General features: G+C 39.4%; 14 protein-coding genes. 11 read left to right on the top strand and 3 right to left on the bottom strand.

Annotated features, from left to right (window positions below):
- The first annotated feature begins 264 nt into the window (after window positions 1-264).
- The 4 genes from ORQ98_RS19480 (at window position 265) to ORQ98_RS19465 (ending at window position 5,015) form a co-directional block, all read left to right on the top strand.
- A complete protein-coding gene (locus tag ORQ98_RS19480) occupies window positions 265-1,290 on the top strand; it encodes a cytochrome-c peroxidase (protein ID WP_274690489.1) in 1,026 nt (341 codons plus the stop codon).
- A gap of 16 nt (window positions 1,291-1,306) precedes the next feature.
- Window positions 1,307-1,711, top strand: coding sequence for a cupredoxin domain-containing protein (locus ORQ98_RS19475; protein ID WP_274690488.1), 405 nt, complete (start codon window positions 1,307-1,309; stop codon window positions 1,709-1,711).
- 3 nt (window positions 1,712-1,714) lie between these two features.
- A complete protein-coding gene (locus ORQ98_RS19470) occupies window positions 1,715-3,124 on the top strand; it encodes a sensor histidine kinase (RefSeq protein ID WP_274690487.1) in 1,410 nt (469 codons plus the stop codon).
- 73 nt (window positions 3,125-3,197) lie between these two features.
- The gene (locus ORQ98_RS19465; protein ID WP_274690486.1) at window positions 3,198-5,015 is read left to right on the top strand and encodes an EAL domain-containing protein; all 1,818 of its coding nucleotides are present in this window, start codon (window positions 3,198-3,200) and stop codon (window positions 5,013-5,015) included.
- A 173-nt stretch (window positions 5,016-5,188) separates the two neighbouring features.
- Here ORQ98_RS19465 and ORQ98_RS19460 read toward each other — a convergent pair whose 3' ends face one another.
- Entirely contained in the window at window positions 5,189-6,556 is a 1,368-nt protein-coding gene (locus ORQ98_RS19460; protein WP_274690485.1) for an MATE family efflux transporter, read from the bottom strand.
- A gap of 143 nt (window positions 6,557-6,699) precedes the next feature.
- Here ORQ98_RS19460 and ORQ98_RS19455 point away from each other — a divergent pair, with 143 nt between their 5' ends.
- The gene (locus ORQ98_RS19455) at window positions 6,700-7,581 is read left to right on the top strand and encodes a LysR family transcriptional regulator (RefSeq protein WP_274690484.1); all 882 of its coding nucleotides are present in this window, start codon (window positions 6,700-6,702) and stop codon (window positions 7,579-7,581) included.
- A 4-nt stretch (window positions 7,582-7,585) separates the two neighbouring features.
- On the opposite strand, the gene ORQ98_RS19450 is transcribed toward ORQ98_RS19455, so the two are convergent.
- The gene (locus tag ORQ98_RS19450) at window positions 7,586-8,485 is read right to left on the bottom strand and encodes a LysR family transcriptional regulator (RefSeq protein WP_274690483.1); all 900 of its coding nucleotides are present in this window, start codon (window positions 8,483-8,485) and stop codon (window positions 7,586-7,588) included.
- A gap of 186 nt (window positions 8,486-8,671) precedes the next feature.
- Between ORQ98_RS19450 and ORQ98_RS19445 the strand changes: the two genes are divergently transcribed.
- The 6 genes from ORQ98_RS19445 (at window position 8,672) to ORQ98_RS19420 (ending at window position 19,022) form a co-directional block, all read left to right on the top strand.
- The gene (locus tag ORQ98_RS19445; RefSeq protein WP_274690482.1) at window positions 8,672-10,381 is read left to right on the top strand and encodes an L-lactate permease; all 1,710 of its coding nucleotides are present in this window, start codon (window positions 8,672-8,674) and stop codon (window positions 10,379-10,381) included.
- Window positions 10,382-10,736: 355 nt separating this feature from the next.
- Complete coding sequence (gene lldD / locus ORQ98_RS19440) at window positions 10,737-11,876, top strand: FMN-dependent L-lactate dehydrogenase LldD (RefSeq protein ID WP_274690481.1); 1,140 nt, start codon at window positions 10,737-10,739, stop codon at window positions 11,874-11,876.
- A 21-nt stretch (window positions 11,877-11,897) separates the two neighbouring features.
- Window positions 11,898-14,735 (top strand): FAD-binding and (Fe-S)-binding domain-containing protein, encoded by a 2,838-nt coding sequence (locus tag ORQ98_RS19435; RefSeq protein WP_274690480.1) that lies wholly within the window; start codon window positions 11,898-11,900, stop codon window positions 14,733-14,735.
- Window positions 14,729-14,911, top strand: a complete 183-nt coding sequence (locus tag ORQ98_RS19430) for a hypothetical protein (protein ID WP_274690479.1) — start codon at window positions 14,729-14,731, stop codon at window positions 14,909-14,911. Before ORQ98_RS19435 ends, ORQ98_RS19430 begins: the two co-directional genes overlap by 7 nt.
- A 210-nt stretch (window positions 14,912-15,121) precedes the next feature.
- Complete coding sequence (locus ORQ98_RS19425) at window positions 15,122-16,228, top strand: polyamine ABC transporter substrate-binding protein (protein ID WP_274690478.1); 1,107 nt, start codon at window positions 15,122-15,124, stop codon at window positions 16,226-16,228.
- 112 nt (window positions 16,229-16,340) lie between these two features.
- Complete coding sequence (locus tag ORQ98_RS19420; RefSeq protein ID WP_274690477.1) at window positions 16,341-19,022, top strand: ATP-binding protein; 2,682 nt, start codon at window positions 16,341-16,343, stop codon at window positions 19,020-19,022.
- Here ORQ98_RS19420 and ORQ98_RS19415 read toward each other — a convergent pair.
- Complete coding sequence (locus ORQ98_RS19415) at window positions 18,994-19,875, bottom strand: LysR family transcriptional regulator (RefSeq protein WP_274690476.1); 882 nt, start codon at window positions 19,873-19,875, stop codon at window positions 18,994-18,996. The genes ORQ98_RS19420 and ORQ98_RS19415 overlap by 29 nt on opposite strands.
- Window positions 19,876-20,284: the final 409 nt, after the last annotated feature.

The following is a 20,284-nucleotide window of genomic DNA, read 5'->3' as shown; positions in this document are numbered from 1 at the left end:
GCACACATACACGCCACGCCGAAGTATTGACATACAAGGAATGGAATTCGAGCAAGATTCAGCAGCCAGAAAGAGTATCTTGCAATGAGGCGCCGATTATATATGGATTCACTATAGCAATCAATAGCAAACATCGGCAGCCAATCAAATAGTATAAGCGGCAAAATATCAGCTATGATAAAAGTACCTAATATAAAATTACTCAAGGGACTGATATCAACATACTTATTTTAATTAACTAAATATTTGTGACTTAAATCTACTATGTTAGGTACGATACTAAGAATATTTTACATTTTTATTGTGTTAGCAAGTACATACTCCTATGCAAACACTATAAGTCAACAGGAGCTAATAGAGCTAAAAGCTGAGTATAAGAGGCCAAAAGATATACCATACCCAAAGTATAATCCTTATTCAAAGGAAAAGCTTGAGCTAGGAAAGTTACTATTTTTTGACCCTCGCTTGTCAGCCTCAGGTACACAGTCTTGCGCTACTTGTCATAATCCTAGTTTTTATTGGTCTGATGGGATGGCTACTGCAACCGGCCATGGCCATAATAAATTATCTCGAAAAACACCATCTTTGCTTAATATAGCCTGGAATGAAGTTTTTATGTGGGATGGCAGAGATTTAACGTTAGAGTCTCAGGTTTCACTTCCTTTACGAGCAACTGATGAAATGAATACAAATATAAAGGGCTTACTGGTAAAACTAAACAATATTGAAGAATATAAATTACTATTTAAAAAAGCTTTTCCTACAGAAGAACAACCCATTTCACAAAAATCTATTGAAAAAGCAATTGCAACTTTTGAGAGGTCAATTATTTCTGAAAAGTCACCATTTGATGACTGGATAGAAGGTAATGAGGACGCTATATCCAAGTCAGCAAAACAAGGGTTTATTTTATTTAATACCAAAGCAGGTTGTGCTGCTTGTCATTCCGAATGGAACTTCACTGATGATAGCCTACATGATATCGGCTTACCAAGCCAAGATATAGGAAGAGGTAAAATCGATAAGTCTCGAATCAATATGTTGCATGCTTTTAAAACCCCAGGGTTAAGAAATATTGCTAAAAGAAGCCCTTATATGCATAATGGTTCATTAAAAAGTTTAAATGATGTAATAAACCATTATGATAGTGGGTTTATAAAAAGAAAAAGTCTTTCTTCAGAAATAAGTACACTAAATCTTACCCAATCAGAAAAAGATAATCTAATCGATTTTTTAAAAACGCTAACAAGCCAAGACAGGCCTGTTGCTTTACCAATACTACCTAAATAGTATTAAGGTCGTTAAAATGAAAAACATGCTAGCCATTTTAATAGTTGCAATAAACTCTCATTCACTAGCAGAAACTAGAGTTTATGAAGGGGACGAAGCTAAAGACCGGCTATTAAAAAATAAAGAAACCTCTTTTATTCTGGAGCAAAATAAAAAAGTTTTTCACCTTAAACAGCCTGGCAATAACAGCAAGGAAAGAAAACCAGATCAGTTTACTATAAAAGTTGACGAAGAGTTTTACATTACTAATGAGGAAAATAGAGTTATACACAATGTATATGATGTATCAGATGAAACTTGGGTATTAACTAAGCAGTTACCAGGGGAAGTGGCTGCAATTTCATTTGGTAAACCAGGTATCCATGAACTTAAATGTGCAATTCACCCTAAAATGAATGTCAAGATAATTGTAGAAAAATAAACAATGTTAAAAAATTTACTGTCTAATAAAGGTAAAGTTATAACTTCATTGATTACCCTCAATGTGATTATAGTAATACTTGGCATTAACTCATTTAATCAATTAAATGAGTCTTCAAAAATAGCAAATCAAATATACCAAGGCCCTCTACATTCAATTAATTATGCAAGGGCTTTACAAAAAGATTTTTTGTTAATGCAATTAAAATTAAACAAAATAGCATATGAAGATGATATAGATATACAGCAAAATATAAAATCACTAAAACAAAGTTATGAGTCATTTCAGGAGGATATAATTGTAATCGATGAATACAAAACAGAAGAAACCTCAATTATTATAGATGCAATTAACAAGCATATGAGTGCATGGTGGTTATTTTTTCAACCTTTAATAAAAGACAGTCATTCTGGTCAAATAGCTTATAATATCAAAGCAACCATACAAAACAACAAAAAAACTATTTCCGATCTTAGTAATAAATTATTTGAAGAAATTGAGTGGTTAGTTGAAACAGAAGCAACTAACGGCTATCTAAAAATAGTTAGCATTCAAGATTCACACAATGATTATGGGAAGATCAGTATTTTTTTGATTTTACTTGGAGTCGGCATATTAATATTTACAACTTACATTATCTATCCTGCTGAACGTAAAGCAGCAGAAGAGAAGTTAAACAAAACTAATGAAGAGCTAACTCAAACACAAACACAGCTCATTCAATCAGCAAAACTTGCTTCAGTTGGAGAGATGGCTACAGGTCTAGCTCATGAAATTAATCAACCTTTAGGTATTATTTCTATGTATGCAGACCTTCGACTCAAGGAGGTAAAAAAAGGACAATATGATAAAACAAAGGAAACCTATGAGCTAATTATAAAACAAATAAATAGAGCAACCACTATAATTAATCATTTACGAGTATTCGGCCGAGACTCAAGTAAAATACCAAAATCATTAAACGATATCAATAAAGTTATTGAGTCGTCATTTACTTTATTTCACGAACTATTTAAAGAAAATAATATACAGCTTATAAAAAATCTAAATAACAACTTAAGCCCAATAAGCTGTAATAGCATTCAGATAGAGCAAGTATTAACCAACTTATTAATCAATGCTAAAGATGCCTTAGACTCAAAACAAACCAAACAAATTACCGTAAGGTCTCATCAAGTTAATGACCAAATTAGAGTTGAAGTTGAAGATACAGGAATGGGTATTTCGCTTACCCATTTAGAAAAAGTATTTGACCCTTTTTTTACAACAAAAGAAGTAGGCAAAGGCACTGGTTTAGGGTTATCAATTAGTTATGGAATTATTAAAAGTCATGGAGGTAACTTATCTGCAAAAAGTAAGGAGGGCGAAGGAACTACCTTTCTTATCCAACTTCCAGCTTATCAACAATGCTAGCTTTTTACGTAGTTACTATATAGACTTTAACTACAGTTGTATATCAAATGTAAAGAGTATATAGGGAAATAAGATGTCTAACCGACAGAATTTGCTAGAAGGATCTGAATTATATAACAATATAGAAAACCCTCATATACTTGTGGTTGATGACGAACCATTAATACGTGAAGTTATTTGTGAAACACTAATGTCAGAAAAATACATAACAGAACAGTCATGTGATGGTATTGAAGCATTATATAAAATTAAAAATGATACAAATAAGTATGACCTTATTATAACAGACTTAAAAATGCCAAAAATGGATGGCATAGCATTGCTTAAAGAAATAAGAAAACTCGATGCAAACCAACCTGTTATTGTTTTAACTGGACATGGCAATTTGGATGATGCTTACTCCCTACTAGTTGAATATAAAATATCTGATTTTTTTAGCAAACCACAGATTGGCTCAGATCGATTGTTATTTTCAGTTAGAAATGCTTTAGAAAAATACAGACTTATCAATGAACTAATATCAATTACAACAGAGTTAAAAACATCTAATGATAAGCTTAAAAAATTATCTAGTTACGACTCGCTAACAGGCCTTTATAATCGGCGAATGTTAATAGAGTATACACAACATGCTATCTCTTTAGCTAAACGAAGTAACAAAAACATAGGAATACTTTACTTTGATTTAGATGATTTCAAAAAAGTAAATGACACTTATGGCCATAGTGTAGGAGACAACTTATTAAAAGAAGTTGCAACCAGAGTAAAAAGCTCTATTCGATCAAGTGATATTTTAGCACGAATTGGGGGCGACGAATTTGCACTGTTAGTTGAAAACATTATAGATTGCTCTGATCTAGTTAATATAGCAAAAAATATTATATCATCATTTAGTGTTCCAGTTTATTTAAATAAACAACCTGTTCATATTACTTCTAGTATTGGTATTGCTCTATTTAAAGAAAATAGTGAGACCGCGGATGGCCTGATTCAACAAGCTGACACAGCAATGTACAATGCAAAACGCGCCGGGCGTAATTGCTATATGTTTTTTTCAGAAAGTATGAATAAGGCTGCAAGTATTCAGTTAGAAACAGAAAACAATTTAAAAATTGCTCTACAAAATGATGAATTTACCATTTTTTATCAGCCTAAAGTAAGTTATAAGAGCAAGCAAATCACACAAGCAGAAGCCTTAATTCGTTGGAACCACCCCAAAAAGGGTTTAATTCCACCAAATATATTTATTCCTATTGCAGAAAAAAGTGATCTAATCATTGATATTGGTAAGTGGGTGCGTGACCAAGTTTTACAACAACTAACCATATGGCAAGAAAAAAATTTCCCACCAATAAAAGTGTCAGTAAATGTTTCCGGCAAAGAGTTTATAAAAAGAGAAGTTTTACAACATTTACTTGATATTTTCATGAAATATCAGATTGCCCCACATTGGTTAGAGCTAGAAATTACGGAAGACACCCTTATTCAAAGCATTAAAGATAACAATACTGATTATGAAATAATTAGAGGAATGGATGTAGGTTTAGCTATTGATGACTTTGGCACAGGCTACTGTTCCTTAGGTTATCTAAAGGACTACCCATTTGAAACATTAAAAATTGATAAATCATTTATCAATAATGTAACTAAGAATGAAAAAGATGCCTCAATAGTAAAAACTATTATAGCAATGGCCCATAGTTTAAATATGTCAGTTGTTGCAGAAGGAGTAGAAACCCAAGAACAACGTGATTTTCTAGTAGCAAATAAATGCGATCTAATACAAGGGTACTTCTATTGCAAACCACAGCCTGTTGACAAATTCGAAGAGTTTGTGCACAACTTTAGTCAACAAAACCAAACCAACACTCCAAACCTAGCCTTATTTTAAGCCTGTTTCAATTTTTTGCTAGATCAGTTTTCTTTTGCCTTTACAACTTTGGGTATTTGCATACTTGATCTTGCCCCCCTTTACCTCTTCTTCTATCAACATCTGTAATGGGAAGTAGACTAGAATTTCTTAACGGGGCTAAAGCCCCTATACAGCAGCTGCATATTTATGCATCATAGATCAGTGACCACAGCAAAACGTTGAGCTTGATCTTGCCTACACCGCTCTTGTATATCTTTCCATAACATCGGCGCTACTATCAAAAACAGCGCTATATTTGAAAGTGGTAGAGCTAGCCATATTCCATTAATCCCTAGCCATTGGGGCAAGATAATTAAGAACGGTATCTGAACCAGCATGTTGCCAACAGATATCATTAGTGCTTTTGCTCCTTGGTTGATTGCTAAAAAATAAACCGTAGCAATAACAAAGAACCCATCAAGAAATAGTGTTAATAAATGCAGCTGTACCCCATTTTGGGTTTTGTTGACTAACTCTGCATCAGTTCCATTAAATAAGCTGATAATCGCTGTGGGAAACAGGTTAAGCATCAACAGCCAAATTACACCACTGACTATTACTACTTTAATTGCCAATTTAAGTATTTTTTGAATATTATCGTTTTGATTCGCACCAAAAAAATAACTGACGGGTGGTTGAATACCTTCTGCCACGCCTTCAACAAGTAAATAATAGAGGGACATCAAATAACCCACTATCGCAAATGCCCCTACATCCACTGGTGAACCATATTTCATAAACAACCAGTTATGCAATGCAACAACAAAGCTAATATACAAATACATTATCAAGGTAGAAGCGCCAAGCTTGGTGATCTTAATTGCTCTAGTAACACTAAATGTTAATGATGACAGCCCCAACCTCATGGATGAATATGAAGAAAAAAAGAATAGTAAACTACAAGCCATGACTATCAACTGTGCAATAACAGTAGCAAGAGCAGCGCCTTTTAGCCCCCACTGCCATTGGGCAATAAATAGATAATCCAAAATGATGTTAATAACCGCACCAACAATCAGTAAGCTGGTTGCAATTTTGGGGCTTTCTAAATTACGTATTAATAAAGGCATTGCAGTTGCGCTGATAGAAAATACCGCACCTAACGTACATATTTCAGCATACTGCATACTATACAACAGTGTTTGTTGAGAGGCTCCTTGAGCTACCAATATTGAAGGGCTTACCAGAAATGTTATCACCACAGTTAGCAAACCAAACATAAAAAGCAAACCGATCCCGGTAAATAAAGTTTGCTTTGCTGTCGCTAAATTACCTTGCCCTCTATTAATTGAAATCAGGCTACCACACCCTAGCCCTATCATCACACCAACAGCAGAAATAAGACAAATAACCGGCCATATCAGGTTAATGCCTGCCAGCCCCTCAAACCCAATAAACCGACCGATAAAGAAGCCATCTACAATCTGGTACAAACCACTGACCAGCATGGCCACGACAGAGGGTATGGTATAACGTAAAAAGGTTTGGCGAATATTAGTATTCGAGTAGTCACTATTCATTCTTTATTACACATCTTAACTTGATCTTCTCACAACTGGTGCCATTATCCTTTATTTAACGATAGGTTAAAGTTATTATCTATCCGCTTTTCGGATATATTGGCTAGAGCCTGTTAGCAGGCCCTAATAAAACGGAGCTGCATATGCGCTGGAACCTCGACCAACTAGAAGCCTTTGTTACATCAGTAGAGGCAGGTTCATTTTCTGCGGCTGCGCGTAAACTGGGTAAAGCACAATCGCGTATCAGCACCGCCATAGCCAACTTAGAGGCTGACCTTGGCTTTGAGTTATTTAACCGTCAAGCACGTCTACCAGTGCTTACTCCTGCTGGGGAAGAAATGTATGTAGAAGCCCAAGTGGTGCTAGTCCAATGTCAGCGGTTACAAGCTCGTGCAATGACTGTGCTTGGTGGGAATGAAGCATCACTCACAATAGCCATGGATGAAGCGATGCCTATCGAGCCTTTTGAGTATTTTTTTCAGGAAGTCGCTAAACAATTTCCTTTATTAAAGCTAACGGTACTTAATGGCTCTCAAGATGATATTGCAGAGTGGGTGGAAACCCAACAGGCGGACTTAGGCATTTTATTTCACTTAAGCCTGTTGCCCGATTCACTGGAATTTATGCAAATTGGTCAAATAACCCACTCCCTGATCGTTTCTTCCACACATCCATTAGCCAGCATTGCTGCACCAACTGTCGCAGATCTAAATCAATATCGACAGCTGGTTATTCGGGGGCGCATGGGTAAACGACAAACTAAAGCAGTATCTTCAGAATATTGGTATATAGATAGTTACTACCATATTACTTCTCTCGTTATTAAAGGGATTGGCTGGGCATTAGTTCCAGAACATGTGGCCAATATTGAGTGGTATAGTAATGCGTCAGTAAAGTTATCAACCCAAAATATTCCTGGCTCTTTTTCTGTTGCAATGGGAGTCGTTAAACGTCGTGATAGAGGTTGTGGTCAAATCATGGATTGGATGCTTTCTGAAATTAATACTATGTTTCGTCAGCCATAAGCCACTAAAAATAATGCGAGATAGTTAAATACCTTTCCCTAATATGCTCGATAAGCAGCTTTACTTTATTCGGCGGCTGTCTGGTAAAAGGATAAACCGCATAAATACCCAGCTTTTTGCCCACCAATTCTGGGAATATATCCACTAGCTGGCCATTACGAAAATCATGGTAAACCAGGCAACGGGGCACATAAGCTATTCCGTGCCCACCAAGGGCTGCTTTGCGAAGCGCGGCTGCATTATCAGTAGAAAAAGATCCAGCCACTTTAACAATGTAATTGCCGTTATCCCCTTTAAATTCCCAGTCACTGGCCCCTGTTGTTTGATAAGCATATTGAAGACAGTTATGTTTGGTGAGATCAATGGGTTCGATGGGTTTACCCTGCTTAGCAATATACGAAGGAGATGCACATACCACCCATTGGGAGTCGAGTATATGGCGAGCAATCAGGCTGGAATCCTCCAAGTATCCAGTACGAATAACCAAGTCATAGCTACCCGCCACTAAGTCAACGAAGCGGTTGTCCAAAGACATATCAACGGTCAGCCCAGGGTGCAAGTTACAAAATTCAGCCACTGCATCAGCCAATATCAATTCCCCAGAAATGGTGGGTACTGACATTTTAATGTGACCACTAACGTTTTCTCCAAATCCTGAAACTGCATCCATTGCCTCCTGAGTGGCTTGCTTCACACTTTTTGCACTGTGTAACAAAGCCTTACCTGCTTCTGTCAGTGTTAGCTTCCGGGTGGTTCGGTATAAAAGCTGGGTACCAATTTCTTCTTCCAGCTTGGCAATTCTTTTACTAACGACCGAATTGGTTAGGCTACTTTCTTCTGCTGCCTTGCTAAAACTGCCCAGCTCAACCACCAGAGAAAACAAAACTAAATCATCTGCTCGCACTTTTAAGGTGCCCTGATTATGTCATTTTTGGAATTAATCATTTTCATTATTTCCCTATATCCATAAAAAATAAAGGGGTAAATTCATAAAAAATTAACAAAATCATTACAACAAAAAGTATTTCCCGATGAAGCCTAGTTGGAGAAATACCATTTATAGTCGGGAAGAGTATATGAGGGAGTACCAATGAGTGAAGCACTACTAGCCCTAGTGGCTTTTTCACCCATCATAGTGGCAGCCGTACTGTTAATAGGCTTTAACTGGCCCGCGAAAAAAGCTATGCCAATTGCATTTGGTTTAACAGTTTTGATTGCCGTGATGTTCTGGGATATGTCTGGCACCCGGGTGTTGGCTTCTGTTTTTCAAGGCTTGGGAATTACCGTATCAGTACTATGGATTGTGTTTGGCGCCATTTTCTTGCTAAATACTCTTAAGCATACCGGCGCTATTACTACCATTCGCAATGGCTTTACCGATATTTCTCCAGACCGTCGTGTGCAAGCCATTATTATTGCCTGGTGTTTCGGCTCCTTTATTGAAGGGGCTTCTGGATTTGGCACCCCCGCTGCTATTGCCGCTCCTTTACTGGTGGCTATTGGGTTCCCTGCTCTTGCAGCAGTCATAATAGGCATGATGATTCAGTCGACACCTGTTTCTTTTGGTGCAGTGGGTACACCAATTATTGTTGGGGTTAACAAGGGGCTCGACACTCACAAAATTGGCGAAGTGCTTGTTGCTAACGGCTCGAGCTGGGATATTTATCTGCAACAAATTACCTCAAGTGTCGCATTGATTCATGCAACTGTTGGCACCTTGATACCGGTATTAATGGCGATGATGCTGACTCGCTTTTTTGGTAAAAATAAAAGCTGGACTGAAGGATTAAGCATTCTGCCATTTGCCTTATTTGCGGGTGCTGCTTTTACTATCCCCTATGCGCTAACTGGCGTGTTCCTTGGCGCTGAATTTCCATCGTTGATTGGCGGCCTGGTGAGTTTAGCTATTGTGGTAACAGCTGCCAAAAAAGGCTTTTTGGTGCCCAAGCAGCAATGGGATTTCGAAACAGAAGACAAATGGCCTAAAGAGTGGTTAGGCTCGCTAAAAATAAATCTGGATGAAAACACAAAGCCGATGAGTCTAACAAAAGCCTGGACACCTTATGTATTGTTAGCGGTTATTCTGGTAGTTAGCCGGGTTAGCACAGAGTTTAAAAGCTTCTTACAAAGTGTCAGTCTTGATTTTAATCATATTCTTGGTGAAGTTGGCATCAGTACAGTTATTCAACCCCTCTATTTACCCGGTGGCATTTTAGTTTTTGTCGCTTTAATAGCTGCTTTTCTTCAAACTAAAAGTGCAAAGCCTTCAGCTGGTAGCAGGCCTTTAGTAAATGCTTTCAGTGAATCCAGTAAAACACTAGTCGGTGCAGGCTTTGTTTTAATATTTACTATTCCTATGGTACGTATTTTTATTAATTCAGGTGTCAATGGCGCAGACTTGGCAAGCATGCCAGTAACAGCAGCTAATTATGTGGCTAACCTAGTGGGTTCTGCATTTCCCGCGTTAAGTGCTACTGTTGGTGCTTTAGGTGCTTTCATTGCTGGATCTAATACAGTTTCTAATATGATGTTTAGTCAGTTTCAGTATGAAGCAGCCCAAGCACTAACAATCTCCAGTGTAGTCATTATCGCACTTCAAGCAGTTGGGGCGGCAGCAGGAAATATGATTGCTATCCACAATGTAGTCGCAGCCTCAGCAACGGTTGGACTTTTAGGGCGCGAAGGGGCAACCTTGCGAAAAACCGCTATTCCAACAGCCTACTACCTAATTGTAACTGGCATCATTGGTCTTATTTTGATTTACGGTTTTCAGTTAAATGATGCATTAATGGGCCCGTAGTAGTTTGAATAAGGCCCTACTAAGTAGGGGGGTGTTGCAAAACTAAGTTCCTTCTCCCCTTCAAGGGTGTCGCGAAAGGGTTCTGGAGAGTAAATATGAAGGAATAGGGTATTCTAAAATTGTTGTCAAAAACAGGGGCATTAGAACGATAGCACAATCCAACTTCCCCCTTTGCAAAAGGGGGATTGAGGGGGATTTTTATATACAAATAAGGCAAAGACGGTTTATAACCCCAGTCCATTTAAATCTCCCCTAGCCCCCCTTTATCAAAGGGGGAAAATAGCTTTTTCGACACCCTCAGAGAGAGGGAGTTAAAACAGTCAGTAAAACTTAAACACGAAAAAATAAACTACTTATGATTATTTCTGCTTCCACAGACTACCGGTCAGCCGCCAAAGCAAAACTACCGCCATTTCTTTTTCACTATATTGATGGTGGTTCATACGATGAGCGAACGTTAAAGCGCAATACCGATGACCTGGGCGAAATAGCCCTTCGTCAACGAGTCCTTAGGGATATGTCTAACTTAACCATTAATACTGAGTTATTTGGAGAAAAGCTGGCCATGCCTGTTGCGTTGGCGCCTGTTGGCTTAAGTGGTATGTATGCTCGCCGGGGCGAAGTGCAAGCAGCAAAAGCAGCAGAAAAAAAAGGAATTCCATTTACCTTATCAACGGTGTCTGTTTGCCCAATAGAAGAAGTGACCTCTGCTATTCAAAGGCCCATGTGGTTTCAGTTATATGTGCTGAAAGACCGAGGTTTTATGAAAAATGTACTCGAAAGGGCAAAAGCCGCAGGGGTTAGTACATTAGTTTTCACCGTTGATATGCCTGTGCCTGGGGCACGCTATCGCGATATGCATTCAGGGATGAGTGGACCAAATGCCGCCATTCGTCGTATTTTTCAAGCGATGCGTCACCCTAGTTGGGCACTGGATGTTGGTCTATTAGGTAAACCCCATGACCTGGGTAATATTTCTACTTATCGAGGCACACCCACCAAACTTGAAGATTATATTGGTTGGCTCGGTGCTAATTTCGACCCTTCTATTTCATGGAAAGACTTAGAGTGGATTCGCGATATGTGGGAAGGCCCCATGGTAATTAAAGGTATTTTAGATACAGACGATGCCAAAGATGCCGTGCGTTTTGGTGCTGATGGTATTGTCGTTTCAAACCACGGTGGAAGACAGTTGGATGGTGTTTTATCTACTGCTAAAGCATTACCTGCCATTGCAGATGTCGTGAAGGGTAATCTTAAAATTCTAGTGGATTCTGGTATTCGCACCGGGCTGGATGTTGTTCGCATGCTGGCTTTAGGCGCAGACTGTACCTTGATTGGTCGCTCCTTTGTTTATGCGCTTGCCGCACAAGGTGGCGCAGGGGTAGAAAACCTGTTAAATCTTTATGAAAACGAAATCCGTGTCGCTATGACCTTAACGGGTGCCAATAGCATTTCAGAGCTGTCGCAAGACTCGTTGGTTTCAAAGCCTTAGCTTTTTTAAGGAATCTATTAAATGGTAAATGCAAATCCAACAGCCACTTACCAGCAATTGGAATCTATCCTTGCAACTCAAATAGAAGGCAAGCGAATTATTACTCAGGAAGCCAGGTGTTTGGCTTATGGAACCGATGCCAGCTTTTACCGTTTAATTCCCAAAATTATTTTACAGCTTAAAAACCTGGAAGAAGTTATTTTTGCAATCAAAAGCTGTCGTAAACTGGGCATTCACTACACCTTTAGAGCAGCTGGCACCAGTTTATCTGGCCAAGCTATTTCAGACTCGGTGCTTATTACCTTGACTGATGACTGGCGTGGTCATCAAATCATAGAAAATGGCAATCAAATCATGCTCCAACCTGGAGTAATTGGTGCCGATGCCAATAAATACTTAGCGCCTTATCAAAGAAAGATTGGACCTGACCCTGCATCGATTAATACCTGTAAAATTGGTGGCATTGCTGCCAATAATGCCAGTGGCATGTGCTGCGGCACAGCGCAAAACTCCTACCAAACAGTAGCCAATATGAAAATAGTATTCAGTGATGGAACGCTGTTAGATACTGGCAATAGGGAAAACATTGCATCATTTAAAAAATCCCACCCTCAATTTATTGAAAAACTCAATCAGCTTTGTCAGCAAACCCGAGAAAACAAAGCGTTAACTGAGCGTATTCAACATAAATACCGACTGAAAAATACTACCGGTTATGCCTTAAATGCTTTAGTGGATTATCAAGACCCAATTAAAGTCATTGAACACTTGATGATTGGCTCAGAAGGTACCCTCGGCTTTATTGCTGAAATTACCTATAATACAGTTGTAGAGCACCCTGACAAAGCTTCTGCATTATTAGTTTTCGCTACCATTGAAGAGGCTTGTCGTGCGGTAACCGCTTTATCGAAAATGCCAGTTGCAGCAGTAGAAATGATGGATGGCCGGGCACTTCGCTCAGTGGCAGATAAACCCGGTATGCCAAAGTTTATTCAGCACCTAGACTTAGAAGCCACTGCAATATTAATAGAAACCCATGCCAGTACTCAGCAACAACTCGATAGCCAATGCAAATTGGTAATTGACTCACTAACCCCATTCACCATTATTGAATCGGTACCATTTACCAGCAACCCAACCACAGTTTCAACCCTCTGGAAAATTCGTAAAGGTATGTTCCCAGCGGTGGGGGCAGTTCGTCAGGTTGGTACCACAGTTATTATTGAAGATGTTGCTTTTCCGGTAAAAAATTTAGCAAATGGTGTTCGTGATTTACAAATCCTATTTGATAAATATCAATACCATGAAGCTATTATTTTCGGCCATGCATTAGAAGGTAATTTACATTTTGTATTTACCCAAGGGTTTGATAGCCAGCAAGAAATAGAACGTTATGGCCAGTTTATGGATGAAGTTGCTGAATTGGTAGCCGTTAAATATCAGGGGTCGTTAAAAGCTGAACATGGCACTGGACGAAATATGGCACCTTACGTAGAGCTGGAGTGGGGTAAAGCAGGCTACAAACTCATGCAGCAAATTAAAAAGCTGTTTGATCCAGAAGGTCTTCTTAGTCCTGGTGTTATTATTAACGACAATCCACATTCACATATTGAAAACCTCAAGCCAATGCCAGCGGCTAATCAATTAGTCGACCGTTGTATTGAGTGTGGTTTTTGTGAGCCGGTGTGCCCCTCTCGTACTCTTTCCCTTTCTCCACGTCAACGTATAGTCCTGTTCCGAGAACTACAACGACGTAAGCGCGCAGGTGAAAATATAGAAGCATCTGAACTGCAAAAAGTATTTAACTACCAAGGTATCGATACCTGTGCTGCTACAGGGCTTTGTGCTGAGCGCTGCCCTGTTGAAATCAATACTGGCGACTTAATTAAACAGCTTCGGACAGAAAAATATAAAAAATACACGCTAATTGCCAAGTGGACTGCCGAACATTTCGATTCCACAACCAAAATTGCTAAAATGGGTTTAAGCGTAAATCAACTGGCTTGTAAAAGCCTTGGCAATAAAACCGTTGGAAAACTCGTGAATGGACTGCACTCGTTATCTAAAGGTTCAACACCCATTTGGTTGACAGAATATCCACAGCCCAACAAACATCATTTAACAACCCCACTAAACCCATATATATCACATCAGAGAAAAGTCGTGTATATGCCATCCTGCGCCAGCAGAGTAATGGGGCAACAAACAGATGCCATAGATCAGCGCCCGTTAACTGAAGTAACACTTTCATTGTTAAATAAAGCTGGGTATGAAGCCATTATCCCAAACAAACTCACTGAACAATGCTGCGGTATGCCATACGGCAGTAAAGGTATGAATGATTTAGCCAAACAAAAAGCCAAGCAATTAGAAGCGGTTTTGTGGCAAGCAACCGAACAAGGAAAATACCCAGTACTGATGGATACCAGTCCCTGTGCTAAGCAAAGTATCGAGCAATTTAATAAGCCACTTGAAGTATTAGAACCAACAGGCTTTGTCAGTAAATATCTACTAGAGCACCTGACAATTAAGCCTACTGAAGAAACCGTTATGTTCCACATCACCTGTAGTTCACGCCGCATGGGGCTAGAAGCAGACATGTTAACACTCGCAAAAGCCTGCGCTAAAGAAGTAATCATTCCAGAACACATCCAATGCTGTGGCTGGGCAGGCGATAAAGGCTTTACCACACCCGAGTTAAATGCAGCAGCAGTTAAACCACTGAAAGCACAAATCCCAACCCACTGCACCCGAGGCTTCAGCAACAGCCGCACCTGCGAGATAGGGCTTTCCCACCATAGTGGCATACCCTATCAATCTATACTTTATTTGGTGGATGAGGTGTCTAAGGGGTGCTAAAAAACAAAATATATTATATCAGTGGTCATTTAGACCTTACTAAAAGCAAGTTTGTTGAACACTATCAACATAAAATTGACATCGCTTTATCAGAAAATGCGCTCTTTGTTGTGGGTGATGCTAAAGGTGCTGACTTGCTTGCGCAGGAATACCTATACTCTAAATCGGCTCAATAAACAACACTCCCAATCAACAACAAGCCACAAAAATTTAACAATCAAACCTTACACCTTACTATTGTCGAAACCTAGCTACAATAACACTATAGGCTTATACCAATATCACTATCCGCATTCGGCAGGTGTTTTTTACATTATTCTGACATTAAAAAATTAAGGAGAGTGTCAGTAGTTTATGGCATTCATAAAAAGGGAAGGATGAATAAAATGTTTTTTTTAAAGAAATTTACATCTTGCTCTAACCAAACCGAAACAAGCAATAAACCGGTGATGCATAGGTTATTGGGGCCATTACTTTTTCTATTATGTGCAACAACCACATGGGCAAAAGAACCACTTATCGTATTTACCTGGCCAGATTACATATCACCAAGTCTCGTCCAGAAATTTGAAAAACAATGGAATACAAAAGTTAAACTAGTGTATTACGAATCAGACCAAGACCGTGATAATCACCTGACTAAAGTAGAAGGCAAAGGCTACGACGTAATGATTGCTAGCAATATCGCCCTGCCCATGTATATCAATTTAGGCTGGGTTGCACCTATGGATAAAGCCAAAGTACCTAATATTAAAAATTATGACTCTAGATATTTAACCTCAGCAAACCCTGTATTTCCGAAATATGCAGTCGTACCCTATTTTTGGGGAACCACAGGAATTGCCTATCGTAAAGATTTAGTAAACCAACGGATCGATAGCTGGCAACAATTTTTTCAGCCAGACCCAAGCTATGCTGGAAAGATCTTAATGATAGACGATGCAAGAGAAGCAATAACCCAAGCATTTATTAGCCTTGGTTATAATCAAGATGATTATGGCAACAAACAAGCACTGCGAAAGGTGGAAGACTTACTTCTTTCCCAAAAATCTGCTGTTAAAGACTACACCTATTTAACCACAGAAAAAGAGTCTTCACGGCTCGTTAGCGGAGATGTTGTTATGAGCTATGCCTACAATGGAGATGGCGTGCTGTTAAAAACCTATCACCCACAAATTGAATTTGTGGTCCCCAAGGAAGGTTGCATCCTATGGACTGATTATCTGGTGGTACTAGCAAAATCCACTAAACAATCACTAGCTTACGATTTTGTAAACTTCTTTAGTAATGCCTCCTCTGCAGCCAAAAGTGCAACCGATATGCATTTTGCCAGCCCAAATTTGGCAGCAGAAAAACTTTTGCCAGCAGATTTCCTGGCAGACTCAACTATCTACCCAGACCCTAACTCATTAGAAAGCTGTCGCTACCTTTCTCAATTACCAGCTCGGGTTTATAAAAAGTGGAACCATCTCTTCTCCAAAGTTAGGCATTAAAATTTAATCAATAGTGGAGGCAAGCCCATAGGCTGTAAGTAAATCAGGTTGTTTCTCTAAGCGATAAATACAGCCTCTGACTTATGGGTAGCGCAGCAAGCAAGGCCAACCATTGAATTTATCCACCAAGCTACTGCTTATCATTACTCCCTGTATTATGGCGCCCATGCTGTTATTGGGTTGGACAACTTCTAAAAAAATTCTAGAACAGTCAGAAGCCTCTCTTCTCAATGAAGCAAAAACCTTAATGGCTCAAATCGCCCTGCTTACAAGCAAATATATTAATTCTGCAAAAGCTGATGCAACCTTATTCAGCAAAAATGAGCTCATTACCAAATACCTTGCCATCAGTGATGAAAATTTACGATTTGGGTTATATCAAAGTGGTATTCTTCGCCTGTTTAAAGGCTACCACCAGGCCAAGCCCCACTACTATGAAATTCGCCTGTTACTTCCCGATGGCTATGAGGATACTCGTTTTGCTATTGATAGCATTAAAAATATTTCCGATGATGAGAGTGAATCTGATATTTTCAAAAAATTAAGCAATAATTCTCTAGGCATTTTCGAAAACTTTTACCTTAACCCCGACAATAATGCCATTGCTTTGATGACAGGCCGCTCAATCATGATCAAAGCATTAGCAGAGGAAGGTTTCACGTCTAGCATTAGTTTAAGAGGATATTTATTAATAACCTCTGATACTTCCATTTTCAAAAAACAAGTTCAGGTTGCTTTACGTGGAAAACACCACAGTTTTTTCTTTACTGATAATTACAATCGAATCTTGTTCCACCACGATGAGGCAATGACAAATCAACTAACCCCAAAATGGCTATCAGAAGCTTTGGCAAAGGCAAACGATAGCACACCGCTTTACATCACAGCCCAAGAGCATGATTTCTTAGTTTATCGGAAACAAATTACTCCTTACCTCTATTTAAACGCAGCAATTCCTAATAAAATTCTAATTGAGCAGAAACAAGGGTTACTTATTATAGCGATCATAATCACTGCTACTTCCACTCTAATTGCTATTTTGATCACCTATATTTCTATTCGAAAAATACTACTCAAACCTATTGAAAAACTAAGTAATGCTATCACCAGTATTGGTTCGGGAGACCTAACAACATTAGTGGAAACTCCCTCTGGCGACGAGTTGGGTACACTAGCCCAGACATTTAATGAAATGACTACAAAACTGAAAAGCACGACCGTATCAAGAGACTACGTAGACAATATTTTAAACTCCATGGCCGATACGCTAATAGTCACCAGTCCGGATGGCATCATACGCAATATTAACCGAGCCACAGAATCCTTACTTGAATATGACACCAAAGAGCTAGTCGGCCAACCCTTATTAAAAATACTCTACAATCCAAACCCAGACAATTCCAATCAAGATAGCCAAAACCAAACGATGAGAGATTTGCCTGCGTTTGAGTTATTACACAGCCTCACGCACAGTGAGGTTGAAGCCTTTTATATCACCAAAAGTGACAATAAAATCCCCATGATAATCACAGGCTCTTTAATGTGGGATCACCAACAGCAAATTAGAGGCTTCGTTTGCGTTGGCCACAACCTCACGGAGCGTAGGCGATATGAGAAGGCTTTAAAACAAGCCAAAGAAGCTGCTGAGATTGCTAACCAGGCCAAGTCCACCTTCCTATCACGAATGAGTCACGAGCTTAGAACGCCTCTAAATGCCATTATCGGATTCGCCCAAATACAACAACTGCGAATGACGAATCAAGAGTCAAAAGGGCTTAAAAGCAGTACAGAAAATATTTTAAAAGCAGGCCAACATTTGCTGACTCTGATCAACGACATTCTTGATATGGTAAAACTAGAGCAGCACAAGCTACGTATCGAGCTTACCCCATGCCAGTTGCAGCCAATTATTACTGAGAGTGTGCAGTTAGCAGAGCCTCAGTGCCACAGCAATCAGGTGACTATAAACGCAGAGTGCACCGATGCCTGGGTACAGGCTGATTGTTTACGCTTAAAACAAGTGCTAATCAACCTGCTGAGCAATGCAATAAAATACAACCGTAAAAATGGAGTGGTTACAATAAAAACCGTTGAAGTCGACAGTAGCTGTATTCAGCTTTGGGTCGAAGATACTGGTATTGGTATTAATGAAAAAGAGATCGAGCAGCTATTCGAGCCATTCACCCGCCTTCAGTATGCTGAGTCGAGTGAAATCCAAGGCACAGGCATTGGTTTAGCCCTAAGCAAACACCTGGTAAACGAAATGCAAGGCAGCATAGGCGTAGAAAGCAAAGTAGGCCAGGGCAGCCGATTCTGGATAGGCTTGCAAAAAGCACAGCCAATATCCAGCAAAGAAGTTGCTTCCCCCAAACTAAAAACAGCCAACTTAAACAATACTACACCCGACTCTGAGCAAAACTATCAAAATAATAAAACCAAGGTTTTATATATTGAAGACAACCAAGCCAGCAGAGAGTTAATACAAACTTTTATGGATGGGCTTGATCAAATTGAATATCATTCTTCTGTCAATGCCGAAGAAGGTATTAATAAAGCAAACCAACTATTCCCCGATGTAATTTTAATGGATATTAATTTACCGAAAATGAAAGGCACCGATGCTATAGCAGTGCTAAAATCCAACCCTGCCTTGCAAAATACCAAGATGATTGCATTAAGTGCTGATGCATTGCCTGATCAAATTGATCGAGCAATAAAAGCAGGATTCGATGCTTACCTAACTAAACCAGTAGATATGAAACAAATTAAAGTTCAGCTGGAAATTGCTCACTGATTTCAACAATAAAATCGATCACTGCACGGATTGCTGGCAGGTGACAGTTATCCTTATGACTTACAATCCAAAGAGATGCTTCTCGATGAGGCGGCAGCATTATCATCTGCAACCCAGGAATCTGCATACCAAACTTTTCCTGTATGCTAAGTATGCCCAATCCATTGCAACAGGCATCAATAAGTACATCAATGTGGTTACTGCGTAAAACTACTTCATTATTTGCCAGATCATGTTTCTGCTGCGCGCTATAACGATATGCTTTGTGCTCAAATTTTAGTAGCTGGTGTCCCCTCAGTTGCTGTGTTTCATCGACTGGATTCTGTTGCAAGTAATCAAGACTGGCAAAATATCGGTACTGAAATGTGTGTAGTCGACGCTGAACAAGATCCTGCTGTTCTGAGTTGACATACCGCAGCGCTATATCAGCTTCCATATGGGATAGACTGACAACTCTGTCGTCAGCCAGTAATACTAACTCGATGCAAGGATAACGCTGTCTGAATTCTGCTAACATTGGCACAATCATATACCTCAGCACCATTTCAGTTGAACTAACAACGACCTTCCCGGCTGGTTCAATACGCTGCCTATTGACCTGGGCTCGGGTAATCTCCAAGACATGCTCCTCCATCTTCCTAGCCTGCTCGATTAGCAACTCCGCTTCCTCAGTAAAGTTGTAACCATAGCGCTGACGCTGCAGTAATGGCTTGCCATACTGATGTTCCAGCTGCCGTAAACGCCGAGAGATAGTGGTCTGGTTGATATCCAAGCGTGAAGCAGCAGCAGACTGGCTGCCAGTATCTGCTACCGCCAGTAGTAAGCGCAAATCATCCCAGTTTAAGTTATGCATATTTGCAGCTTCATCCTGCTTTTATTCGTCTAGTAATGCACTAGTGCATACAATAAACTGCTAACTGCTATTGAGCAAGCGCGCTAGCTCCTGAGTATGTAAACAGTAACGTCAGGAGAATTCTAATGCTGAAACGAATTTGGAAATGGTTAACTTGCCCGCGCAAGCCTAACTGGAACGAACTGAGTGACTGGATGAAAGATGATTGCTGGCCTGATCGATGAGGGTTAGAGCAGCAAGCTCTTTTTTAGTTCGCCATTCAACAAAGCATCCTTTATAGGCCTGATGAAGTTTGAGTTAAAACTTACAACCTCATCAGATTTGGTATAACGCAGCTTTATATTTAAGTAGGAAAGTGGCAGGGGTGAGAAATCCATAATATGGTTGCTTATCAGTGTGGTTCATGACG

Source organism: Spartinivicinus poritis, assembly GCF_028858535.1.
GTDB classification, from domain to species: Bacteria; Pseudomonadota; Gammaproteobacteria; order Pseudomonadales; family Zooshikellaceae; genus Spartinivicinus; species Spartinivicinus poritis.
The sequence above is the reverse complement of the archived record's forward strand: the minus strand, read 5'-3'. Positions and strand labels throughout refer to the sequence as shown.